We start from the raw sequence: 11366 nt of genomic DNA on the forward strand, positions 1-11366 counted from the left end.
CAGGCACTGGATGCGAAGTGCGGTCTCGGCGCGCTCTCTGCGCAACTGCTCATCGCGTTCGGCGATGGTGGTGTCACGGGCAGCAACGGCCGCCTCCAGAAGCGCGATCCGGGCGAGGAAATCAGCGATTGAGGGAGCTTGTTCCGACACCCAAATTACATACCCGAAACACCTCCTTCACGAAAGCAGACTCGACACAAAATCAAAGAGAAACGAGCAAAATCAGCCAGCCAGACGCGGCCGATAAGTCTTGCTCGGCCGGCGCCAGTCGATCCCTTCCAGAAGCAGCGAAAGCTCCGCCTTGCTAAGCGAAACGGCGACCTGATCCTTGGTGGCGGGCCAGGCAAAACAGCCGTCGGTAAGCCGCTTCGTGAATAGGCAGAACCCCTGGTCGTCATGCGCCAAAATCTTGATGATATGACCCTTGCGTCCACGGAAGCAGAAGATCGCGCCGGTGTGCGGATTGAGCGCGAGCACCTGCTGCACCATTCGGGCCAGGCTGTTGATCCCGCGGCGCATATCGGTCGCGCCGCAGCACAGGAAAATCCGGTCGGTCGGCACCACCGTGATCACCTGCTCAACTCCGCCAGGACGATGCGCAGCGCTGTCGGATCGACGGTCCCGTCGATCCGCAATCGCGCGCCGTTCGGAAAGGCCACCACGATCTTGCCGGCCGGGTCCGGGCAATCGGAGACGGGGCGTTCGACCTCGGGCAGATCATTCACCTCGATCCGCGCGAAGGTGGCCACCCCCTGGTCGACATCGAGCTCGCCGCCGGCCATCTGCTTGCGCCACATATATAGCTGTGACGGAGCCATGCCGAACGCTTGCGCGACCTCGGTCACCGACGACCCCGCCGCGCTCGCAAGGTCGACCAACGCGCGCTTCTCGGCGCAACTCCACAGCCTCCGTTGCCGCGCGCGGCCGGGCATCGTTGCACCATCTTCAGCCGCCGGGGTGCTGCTGATCTCGGCGACCACATCGCTCTCTGCATGTTCCAATGTCATGGCGCGAAAGCTCCATGTTCATCGGCCTATTGCAAGGTGCCTTGGTGCACCGCTTACCTTGACCGCGCCGAAAACGGCGAAATCAATCGCAAATGAGTTCAACCAGGCAACCGGGGGGTCGGCCCCGTCTGTGTCCGTCGCTCAAGCCGGGTCGCTTCCGCTCCCGACAAGCTGCTGGCCATGCTGAAGTCCGTCAGCCGATCGGCAGATTATGTTGAGTGATCGCTGCTCAAATCGCTCAAATGTTCAACACCGCAGGCGGCAAGTAATTGCCGCCGCGGACTCCGCATAATCCGGCGCTCCACATATTTCGGAAGTCTACCGGGTGGCTTGCAAGATAAGCCGAGACCGGACCTATCTGGACAGCTGCGGGATCTCGTGCGCAAGGTCGAGGCGGCACGCTCGGGCAAGGCCTGGACATGCCTTGGAGGCAAAACTTCTCTGATCCGGCGCATCGACAATCTGACAATCTCTGGGTTGGGGATCAGGTTCCTCGTTTTGAACCAGGCATCCTGTAGAACTTGTCTGAGCACGTCCGAAAAGGGTGCTCATGATCCCGTGAACCGTGCTCACGATCGCCTGAAATACGCACCTTGGGAGAGGCTAACTCCAGGGTCCGCTCGCTCATTCCAGTTCAGGACTGCAGACCTCATTTGTTATCTGGCGCACCAAAAAAATTGAACGCGAGAGCCAATCCGCCACATTGGCGCTACGGCGCTGACCAGGGACTCGATCAGTTTGCCTCCTTCACAGCGCGCAGAAATTGCCGCGTTCGATCCTTTTGAGGGTTTCCGAACAATTCGGCTGGAGGACCCTGTTCCTCAATTTTGCCTCCATAGAAGAAGCAAACACGATCCGAGATGTCGCGAGCAAACCCCATCTGATGGGTAACCATCAACATGGTCAGGTTTTGTTCTGCCACGAGCTTTCTTATTACGTTCGTCACCTCCCCAATGACTTCCGGGTCAAGCGCGGACGTTACCTCATCGAACAACATCACTTTAGGACGCATTGCGAGCGCTCTGGCAATCGCGACGCGCTGCTGCTGACCACCAGATAGCCGTGAGGGATGTTGGTCCATTTTGTGCAACATCCCAACCATCTCAAGTAGCTCAATGGATCGCTCGCGAGCCTCGGTCCTTGATAGACCAAGAACGTGGACCGGCCCTTCCATGCAGTTTTCAAGAGCCGTCATGTGCGGGAACAGGTTGAAGTTCTGAAAGCACATGCCGATGGCTGATCGCCGCTCCCGAATGTATCGACGATCGGCTGGTACCAGCTTTCCATTCTTCTCCATATGAGTTAGGGGCTTCCCATCTACATAAATGCATCCCCCATGGATCTGCTCTAGGGTCATTAATACCCTTAGTACTGTCGTCTTTCCTGAGCCTGACGGACCGATTATTGATACCATCTCGCCGGCAAAAATGTCCAAATTTAGATCGTCAATGACTACAAGTGACCCGTACGCCTTGCGCACTCTTTTGAAACTCACCATTGGCTTCGACTCGCTAATGAGTTGCGGGGGCATATCGTACGCGTCGTCCATCTCACTTTTGTCCGATCAGTTCAAAGCAGTTGATTGACTAATTCCAAATTGTCGGCCCACCCACACATCCATCATCCGTATAGCTGTGGCAGATGGCAGCGAGATGATCAGGAATATGAGCCCGACTAGGGTATATGGCTCAAGATAGCGGTAGTTTTCCGAACCGATAGCGTTGGCAGTGTGCATGAGTTCCACCACGCCAATTACCGACAGAATCGGCGTCTCCTTGAAGATGCCGACCAAACAGTTGCCCATGCCGGCAAGCGAAGGTGGCAGCGCCTGTGGGATAATGATGCGGAAATAGGTGCGTGATATGCTGAGGTTGAGCGAAGTCGCTGCCTCCCACTGCCCCGTCGGTACACTTTCGAGCCCACCACGATAGACTTCGGAGAGATAGGCGGCGTAATGCAAGCCGATGGCGATCATGCCTGACGTCCAAGGAGAAAGGCGGATGCCGAACTGTGGTGCAACATAGAAGACAAAGAATATCTGGAGAATCGAAGGAGTGGACCGGATAAATTCCATGATCTCGCGTACCGTCACGGTCAGCAGCCTAAAAGGCGTGCGTTGAGCCAGCGCAAAAATGAGTCCTAGAAAGAGGGCAATGACGTAGCCAGTTCCCGCCGCAAGCAACGTATTACCCGTCGCCACCAGAAGCTGCGGCAGAATTGACCAAGTGAAGTCCCAACGCCAGTCTAACATACTTCACATTCTCCCAAGGTGACGGCTCATTATGCGTTCGAAACACCGCATGAACGGTGTGATAACGAGCCTCGCCATCACGTAGTATATAATGAGCGCGGAGCCGAAGGCTTGGGCTGACAAGAAAGTGCGAGCGTTGATCTGCTCGGCTTGGAACATGAGGTCAGGCACCGATATCAGCGCGACCAATGACGTAGCCTTGAGGAGGTCGATCAGCAAATTGCCCCAAGCCGGTAGCATGATGGACAGGGCCTGAGGCAGTATAATGCGCTGCATACGACAGAGCGGCGACATATTCAGCGCAAGCGCAGCCTCCCACTGGCCCCTTGGCACGGACAATATGGCGCCGCGGACCAGCTCAGCCCCATACGCCCCGAGGTTCAAGCCGACACTAATAAAACCAGCCGTGAATTTATCCAAATTTAAACCGAACAGCGGCAGGACAAAGAAAATCCAGTACAACTGGACGAGCATTGAAGTGCCACGAAAAATCTCGATGTACATGGTGGCGACCCAGCGTGCCGGTGCAAGCCGCGCCAAACGCATGAGGCCAGCCACGAAGGCGAGCACCACTGCCACGACGACTGCAAGCGCAGTTTGCATGGCAGTGACGATGCCACCGTTGACTAGGGGCCAGCCATAGTCAGACAGGAAATGGAAATAGGACATGATTGTGTTTCGGCCGACGGCCTATCCGCTGCGAAAGGGCTTCAACAGGTCGGCACAATGATCCTACCGGTTTTGACATATCCACTTAGTTGATACGTTTCCGGGCAATTGGGCCGCGGTGTATCCATATTCCCTTACGTCTTCCAGCATTTTCTCGGAGCCGAGATACTCTTTCAGCGCCTTGTTGAACGTCACAAGGAAATCGCTGTCCTCGGTACGAAAACCGATGCCGGCCCAGTTATGTGTCCAATCTGGCATCGCTGATGGATCGGTAACTTCGAGTTCGCCTCGCGACATAGCTACAGCTTCAGAAGCGCCGAAATAAGCTAATGCTGCCGCGTCTGCACGACCTGCCCTTACAGCGGCGATCATTTCCGTCGGACCTGGCACCTGCATGATGTGGCTGTCGTCGACGCCCTCTTTCTTTGCTTCCCCGATCGTATTATAGCCCGCACCCGTAACCATGGTGGCTTGCTGTTCTTTGATGTCGCGATAAGTGCGAAGGTTCTTCGGATTACCCTTGGGCACGAGGAACGCGTTGCCAAAATTGCCAATAGGTTCCGAGAATGCGATGTTCTCGCAGCGATCTTTGAGGATGTACATTCCACCAGTGATTATGTCGAACCGGCGCGCTTGGAGGCCCGGGATGAAGGCGCCCCATGACGTTACTACAGGCTCGATCTTCTCGTGGCCCATCGACTTCAGGACACCAAGTGCGATCGCATTGGCAAAGCCGAGCGGCTCCCCATTCTTCCCTGGAAATGCCCAGGGAGCCTCGTTGGCAAAACCCAAACGAATGGCTTCTCCGCTTTCGATTCGGTCCATTAACGTACCCGCCTGCGCAGCGAACGTTGTCATTGCAAGCATGCTAGCGCTGGTGAGTGCGATGCACGCCAAAGCGCTGCGTCTAGACAGTTTCATATTTTCCTCCCTTGTTGGTGAACTGTTGTTCACACCAATCTCCCTATACCTAGTATACCGTGATGTCAATGCGGGTTCCGGTATTCCCGACACGGCCGAGTTAGGAGGGTGGCGATGGAACGAGATCGCAGGCCGAAGTGGTGGGGCAGACAATTGACAGGCTTCACAGCGGGAAGCTTATCTGTCGATTGATGTTTTTGTTCTCACTGTTAAGTCTCACTCCCTGATACTCAACAGCGATATGGATTTATCAGGTAATATGCGTGAAACCTCTCGACATACTGCGGCGCTGCAATCAAAGTGAGCGCGCGTATTGCCTCATTGTAGAATGCTCCCGACCAACATGTCCGTTGCCTCCGCATAGGCCCAATGACCTCATAGCTGTTCAAAAGCGACAGCCAACCGAACAAAAGAAGAACGCGATTATCTCTTTGTCGAGAACTCCCGAACGCGCCCCCAGAAGCCTTCCTTGCGTCGATGTTTGTCCTGTAGCGATGCCAGGAAGGCGGCATGATCCCCAAGATTGACGTAGTCCGGAATTGCGCTGTGCAGCGATTGGCACTCCGCGAGATGACGGGCGGCATGACGGTATCGGGTCGACTTTGCGCGGTCCAACGTGTCACTGATCATAGCGCGTCGCAGCAGCACGGCGGCGAGCGGATAGGCTCCTTCAAGGGCTCGTGCGGCTGGATCCAACAGATAATAGGCATTGCCATCGATCTCTGTATGGCGTCGTAGGATGAGTTTGGCGGCTTGCTCATGCGCCGGCCATTCGATGAGAAAATCCAATGCTGACACCATATTGGGGAAGGTCAACGCATGGGTTAGAGCTCTTTCTTCGGCGATGACATCGTCGAAGTCAGTAAGCCGCTTCAGATAGTCTCGCAGACGGTCACGGAGGAGGTGCTTTTCGAAGCTGTCCCAACGAATCTGCTGTGCCTTTTCAGGCTCGCCTGTCGCGTCGAGCACATCGATATAGACGTCCTCCCATTCGGAGTGACCAAAATAACTATGGTATCCATCAATCCAGAGATCATGCGTGGCGACGGCCCCTTCGTTCGGCGTACCTTTCTGTAGTGCGATCATCGCCTCTTGCGCGCGCCCTGCCGTGAGAAGCCGTCGCGCAATGCCGGCGGCGACCCTCGGTGTCTGCCGCGCCTTCAGCGGGGTAAGAGCAATGAAAGCGTCAACGTCGTCCTCGCCATCGGCTATTTCCTGGAGGGTCCGTACAATAGCGGCCGCCCGATGATCGTATTCGCCATTTCTTCGCGGGCGTCGATCAATGGTGTCATGAAGCTTGGCTTTCAAATGATCGATGCCTTCCTTGGCCAGCGCCGGCATGATGGCGGGGATCAGTCGGTCATATTCGCCGTAATGATTGTTGGTAACGGCGTCAAACGTCTGCTCGGCAAGCAGCAGTGGCTCCGGCTTGGCCTTGATGGCGATCTCCCCCAACTCATGACCGGCCTGCCGAAAGATCTCGCCGACGACGCCATTGCTGTCATCAACCCGATTGATGACCGGTTCCGCGAGGGCCATGAAGCGCCACATCAATTCAAGGGCCAAATCGGGTCTGGTTTTCGCAACGCGTTCGGTGATCATCTGGCGTTGCAGATCCAGGTCCTTCTCGAAAGCTTTCCGTTTCTGCCAATCGATAATGGACGAGGCGTTCTTTATCGATGTCAGTCGCTTGCCGATCTCGGCAGCAAGTTCATCTCCGCCATCCTGTTCGGCGATCTCCAGTCGCAGACGCCGTTTGATATCACGATCTTCCTCCGCGAGAGCAAAAAGGATATCCGCCAAGCATTCGGCTCCGAGCGCAATGAGATTCTTGGTGGTAACGGTTTTGCTCGCCGCCATCGTTATGCTCCCCACAGCCCGTCAAAACGTTTGGCGGCAACGCGAGTGTAACGGGCGATATGCTTGGGGTCACGATGGCCGAGATAGTCCTGGATGAGGCGCAGGTCATAACCGCGATTGGCGAGCGAGAAGCCGCACGAGTGCCGCAGCATGTGGGGGTGAACCTTCGCCAAGCCGGCCCGCGCGGCTGTCGTGGCGATGATGTAGTTGACGCCCTGGCGGGTGAATGACTGGTTGCGCTCGGAAATGAACAACCACGGCAGATGATCTCGACGCTTGGCGAGCCAACGCTTCACGGCACGCAGTTCATCGCCGGCGATCGGCTGTTCGACGGACAGACCGTTCTTCAGGCGCGGGATCCAGATGCGTGCCTGTTTCAGGTTCACATCCTCGCAGCGCAGCGCGATCGCCTCGCTGACGCGCAGGCCGTGGCGGTACATCATCAGGATGAGCAGGTGGTCGCGGATGCCGTGTCGGGTCTTGCGGGCCGTCTCCAACAGGGCAGCGACCTCCGCTTCACCGAGGAAGTCCTTGCGCCGTTCGTGGCCGTCGGCGGCAACGGTTACGTCACTCTTTACATTTCGCCGGCCGGGCATCGGCGTCACCTTCTGGTCAAGTGCTTGAATTCACATGGGTGGCGGAAGCATACTCTTTACAAAATGCGCCTTCTGTAAAGAGTTGGCTATGCCGCCACCTTCATGTCGAAGTCGATCCTCCGCTCCAGGTCGACCTGGAAGCGTCCATAGGGATTGACGTGCGCATAGCTGAGGGGCGTCAGGCCGCGGTGATCCTCCGGCGTCATGCGTGCCGCCCAGGCCGGATTGCCCAGAACGGATTGCAGCATCCGCGTGTTGACGTAGACAAGGCAGTTCTGGAGCAGGTGCAGCGCCAGCACCGAAATCTCCTGATCCTCCAGCCGGTTGGTCGCCACCTCACCGCCCTTGCCGAAAAAAACAAAGCTGTTGGCGCTGTTCCAGTTCTCGACCACGTTCAGGTTTTCGTGTATTTCCTGCCGCAACGCCTCCGTGCGCAGATAGCGGCACAGGAAGATCGTCTTGATCGCCCGTCCCAGTTCGGCGAGAGCCTTGTAGGTGGGATGCATGATCTCCGATCGCGCGAAGCGGCGCAGGATCGCTTCCGCATCAGCGATGCCACGATGCATGGCGATGGCGTGCTTCACCATTTCGTCGTATTGCCGCTCGATGCTGGCCCAGTCGATCACCTCCGAGAGGATCGGCATCAGGTTCGGCAGCTCGCCCTTCATGCCCGGACGCGGCAGGCACAGTTTCTGGCGCGCAATCGCCTTCAGGCGCGGGGCCAGTTCGAAGCCGAGCAGCTTGCAGAAAGCGAACGCCACCTCGCTTTGACCATGGCTGTCAACATACTGACGGCGAATCTCCAGATCGGTGCAGTGGCGCAGCACGCCCTCGATCATGGCGGCGACCTCCGATGACGAGCAGCGTTTTAGCTGCGAGTAGATGCAGGTTGAGCGTTTCTCGACATGCCAGTAGATCATCACGCCGCGTCCGCCATAGCGGATATGCCATTCCGTCATCAGGTTGCGGTCCCAGGCGCCAAATTTCTTCGAGTCCGACGCGCACGCCGTGCCGACGTCACCCCAGATCATCGGATTTCGGATCGCCAGGGTAGCGTTGGCCACGCGCCGCGCGGCATCGCGCAGGGCTTCCACATGGATGAAACGCCGGTGGACATGAAGCAGCTCCTTATAGCTTACGTCCGCGACGCCGGCGCTGACGCGCTTGAGCCCGGCATTGGTTCCAAGCCCGTACAGGCAAAGCAGAAGCCTGCGTTGCAGCGTGGCGGGATCAAGCGCCACGCGCTCGCCCGATGTCTTGAAAGCGTCGAGGAACCCGGTGTCGAGCGCGGCTTCCTTGAGAAGATCGAGCAAGGCCACCATTGGCCAGCGCCGTGCGACCTCTGCCTTCACCGCCGTCAGGCCGGGCGGTTCGGGTTGTGGCGGCGTTGGCGAAACGGAAACCCGGTTCGCCCCGCGCCAGAGAATGCGGACGCTTCGGTTGCCCGGCAACTCGGCGTCGAGGCGGCGCAATTCTTCCTCCATTTCCGTCTTGAGCGCGGCGGTGAAGGCGCGAGCATCCATCGACAGACCCAGATCGGCGTAATATTCAGCCCCGCGAAGGTCGAAATCCTTCGGCAAATCATCGTCCGGATTGCGGTGCCGATCGGCGCCAACCACCCAGATCTCCTTGGCCCGGATGCGCTCGCGCAACGCCTGCAGTACGCAAAGCTCGTAGTCGATCAGGTTGATCCGCCCGTCGCCCGCGATCACGAAATCGCGCCATTTGACCGGAATCACACCGTCAATCGGAACGCCGTTGCCGATGCTGAGCAACCGGCGGCCCTCGCGCCGCGCCCGGCGAATCCATGCCAACGCATTCAGAACGGGCCGGTGCGCAGCATTGTTCGAGCGAAACTCCAAAACCTCCAGGAGCGGGGGAAGCATGCGCCGGTAGTGGCTGGCATAGGAGCCGCGCATCGTGTGATGAATCCGCTGCTCCCAGGCGCCCCGGGACTTGTATTCCGCCATAATCGCCTTGAGCTTCGTCTCCCCGGCCACGGGGAAGATCACATTGCGGACGGTGCCGTCCGGATTCCCAGTTGCCGCCTCGGCAATGTCGGCCAGAAGCCTGTCCTTGCCAACAACGCGTTCAATGTCGCGTGCGAGCGCCGCCGTTGTCCTGCGCTCGGCGGTCACCCCGATCTTGTGAACCGTCTCAAGCAGAAGATCGACCAGCCCATCGGTGATCTCCGCCTCGCGCGTCATCAGAAAAACCGCGTACATGCCCAATCGACGCATTTGCGCATGCCGCCGTATCTCCCAGGCCGTCTCCTGCGCAACCCGGCGGCGAAAGCGCTCAATGACCGGTGCGCCGACTTCTGTGAGAATGCCGCGCGGCAGTCCCAGCCGGCGCACGAACGACAGGCGGGCCGCGGCCTTAAGGAGGCTATCCAGGGCAATCCGACCAGGATCAGCCTTGAGCGCGGAAAATCCGGCCGGCGCGTCTGGATCGCTCAGCGATGCCTCCATCCGGTCGATCGATTCCGGCGTAAGGGACGCCGTAATCCGTGTCAGAAGCGCTTCTTCGAAACGACGTCTGGCCGAGCGGACCAGGCGCTGCGACGCGGATTTGCTTGGCGGCTGAATTTTGCGGGCCCAGCACCAGCGGTCGATCGGCTCAATCGTCGCCTCCAGCGCCACACCGGATGGGCAGACCTCCGTTTCGAGCCAGCGCCGCAGCGCCTCGAGGTCGGCCGCTTCAAGCGTAAGCGGTGCACCAAGGCACCTTTCCCGAAGCCGCCTGATGCGTGTATGGCGGTCAGCCGTTAGTCGGCGCGCCGGCGGCGATCACTGCGGGTTATCATAACGGGTGACATAGTGGAGTTCGCGAAGGGCGGGGATGACGAGGGTGATGTCTTTGTATGCCTCGTGCTCGATGAAGTGCGCGGTCTCGGGCCCCGGCCTGGGTTTGCCGAGGACAGGCCTCCCCTTTTTGTCGACGCAGTAGATCAGGATCGGCAGCAGCAGGCCGTGATTGGGGTTCTTGAGGTCGAGCAGCCGTTTCCAGCGTTTGATGTTGAGATTCATGGCCGCGTGGAACCCCTGGCACCACGGCCGCGGGTCGATGCCGCCGCTAGGCTTGGTGGTGAAGCGGGGTGCATAATCCTGCGGTCTGTCAAACAGCGTCTCGTTGATCCGGTTGTGGATCCTGGCGACGCTAGCAAACACTGCGTGATCGGTTGCAGAGCCTTTGGCCAGGACGTCGCGCGGCAACCCCATGAGCGGGCACATCCAGTCTTGCGGGTCCGCGAACCGCGGCCCGGTGACTGCCGCCGTTACGAAGCCATCCAGCGCCGACATGGTCCGCACCAGCGGGCGGGGGTTGGTCTTGGCGGCCATCCAGGCCTCCAGCGCCTGATCCGACAGCGCCATGTCATCGAGCGCGCTCATGCCGCCAGGGGGAGCGGCATCTCTTGGCGGCGCACCCAGTTCCATGGCATCAGCTCGTCCCAGCGCGAGGCTGGCCAGTCGTTCTGGATGCGCTCGGTGACGTCGGCCATGTAGGCTTCGGCATCGACGCCGCAGAGCTTGCAGGTCTCGATGATGCTGAGCACGACCGCTGACCGCTCTGCCGCGGCGAAGCTGCCCGAGAAAAGCCAATTGCGCCTGCCGACCGTAAATCCACGAATCGCGCGCTCCGCGATCAGGTTGTCGGGCTCGAGCTGGCCATCGTAGAGGAAGCGGTTGAACGCGCGCCATCGCTTGGTGCCATAGGCGAAGGCCTTGGCGATATCGGCATGGCGCGACAAACCGTTGGCCTGGCGCATGAGCTGTCGTCGCAGCGCCCGGACCAAGGGTCGGGTCCGCCCTCGTCGTGCGGCCAATCGCTCGGCGGGCGGGAGCCCGCGTATCTCGTCCTCGATCCGGTAGATCGCCTGGATACCGGCCATCGCCGTCGTGCTGAGCTCGGTCGGCTGGCTGTCGTGAACGTCAAATATCTTGCGGCGCAGATGGGCCAGGCAGGCAGCTTCGCGAATGACGCCGCCCTTGTAGATCTGATTGTAGCCGGTGAACCCATCGGCCTGCAGCGTTCCGGCAAATCCGGCGAGCTCGCTCATCA

General features: G+C 59.0%; 11 protein-coding genes. All 11 read right to left on the minus strand.

All coding sequences use genetic code 11. From position 1 onward, the window contains the following. Positions 1–222 precede the first annotated feature (222 nt). Positions 223–573, minus strand: a complete 351-nt coding sequence (gene tnpB, locus EN786_RS35600) for an IS66 family insertion sequence element accessory protein TnpB (RefSeq protein ID WP_128346705.1) — start codon at positions 571–573, stop codon at positions 223–225. Beyond that, the gene (locus tag EN786_RS35605; protein WP_128346706.1) at positions 570–1007 is read right to left on the minus strand and encodes a transposase; all 438 of its coding nucleotides are present in this window, start codon (positions 1005–1007) and stop codon (positions 570–572) included. The genes tnpB and EN786_RS35605 overlap by 4 nt, the downstream gene beginning before the upstream one ends. 733 nt (positions 1008–1740) lie before the next feature. Next, complete coding sequence (ehuA, locus tag EN786_RS35610) at positions 1741–2556, minus strand: ectoine/hydroxyectoine ABC transporter ATP-binding protein EhuA (protein WP_128161163.1); 816 nt, start codon at positions 2554–2556, stop codon at positions 1741–1743. A gap of 15 nt (positions 2557–2571) precedes the next feature. Next, entirely contained in the window at positions 2572–3258 is a 687-nt protein-coding gene (gene ehuD / locus EN786_RS35615; RefSeq protein WP_128346707.1) for an ectoine/hydroxyectoine ABC transporter permease subunit EhuD, read from the minus strand. A gap of 3 nt (positions 3259–3261) precedes the next feature. Beyond that, complete coding sequence (gene ehuC / locus EN786_RS35620; protein ID WP_128346708.1) at positions 3262–3927, minus strand: ectoine/hydroxyectoine ABC transporter permease subunit EhuC; 666 nt, start codon at positions 3925–3927, stop codon at positions 3262–3264. Between the two features lie 63 nt (positions 3928–3990). Then, positions 3991–4881, minus strand: a complete 891-nt coding sequence (gene ehuB / locus EN786_RS35625) for an ectoine/hydroxyectoine ABC transporter substrate-binding protein EhuB (protein ID WP_245493471.1) — start codon at positions 4879–4881, stop codon at positions 3991–3993. 390 nt (positions 4882–5271) lie between these two features. Beyond that, positions 5272–6708, minus strand: a complete 1437-nt coding sequence (locus EN786_RS35630) for a DUF6880 family protein (RefSeq protein WP_135909949.1) — start codon at positions 6706–6708, stop codon at positions 5272–5274. 2 nt (positions 6709–6710) lie between these two features. After that, entirely contained in the window at positions 6711–7304 is a 594-nt protein-coding gene (locus tag EN786_RS35635; RefSeq protein ID WP_128346928.1) for a tyrosine-type recombinase/integrase, read from the minus strand. Positions 7305–7390: 86 nt separating this feature from the next. Then, positions 7391–10051: a Tn3 family transposase gene (locus EN786_RS35640; RefSeq protein WP_128346927.1), complete on the minus strand. Its 2661-nt coding sequence runs from the start codon at positions 10049–10051 to the stop codon at positions 7391–7393. A 42-nt stretch (positions 10052–10093) separates the two neighbouring features. Beyond that, entirely contained in the window at positions 10094–10696 is a 603-nt protein-coding gene (locus EN786_RS35645; protein ID WP_135909954.1) for a UPF0149 family protein, read from the minus strand. Next, on the minus strand, positions 10693–11366 hold a 674-nt coding region (locus EN786_RS35650; RefSeq protein WP_135909951.1), incomplete at its 5' end, for an IS66 family transposase. The genes EN786_RS35650 and EN786_RS35645, both read right to left, overlap by 4 nt.

Origin of the sequence: Mesorhizobium sp. M4B.F.Ca.ET.143.01.1.1 (assembly GCF_004792275.1) — a bacterium.
Classification (GTDB): Bacteria; Pseudomonadota; Alphaproteobacteria; order Rhizobiales; family Rhizobiaceae; genus Mesorhizobium; species Mesorhizobium abyssinicae.

Coding starts and splice junctions, on each gene's coding strand:
- EN786_RS35605 (WP_128346706.1), bottom strand. CDS start 1,007: ATGACATTGGAACATGCAGAGAGCGATGTGGTCGCCGAGATCAGCAGC.
- ehuC (WP_128346708.1), bottom strand. CDS start 3,927: ATGTCCTATTTCCATTTCCTGTCTGACTATGGCTGGCCCCTAGTCAAC.
- EN786_RS35645 (WP_135909954.1), bottom strand. CDS start 10,696: ATGAGCGCGCTCGATGACATGGCGCTGTCGGATCAGGCGCTGGAGGCC.
- EN786_RS35635 (WP_128346928.1), bottom strand. CDS start 7,304: ATGCCCGGCCGGCGAAATGTAAAGAGTGACGTAACCGTTGCCGCCGAC.
- EN786_RS35630 (WP_135909949.1), bottom strand. CDS start 6,708: ATGGCGGCGAGCAAAACCGTTACCACCAAGAATCTCATTGCGCTCGGA.
- ehuD (WP_128346707.1), bottom strand. CDS start 3,258: ATGTTAGACTGGCGTTGGGACTTCACTTGGTCAATTCTGCCGCAGCTT.
- ehuA (WP_128161163.1), bottom strand. CDS start 2,556: ATGGACGACGCGTACGATATGCCCCCGCAACTCATTAGCGAGTCGAAG.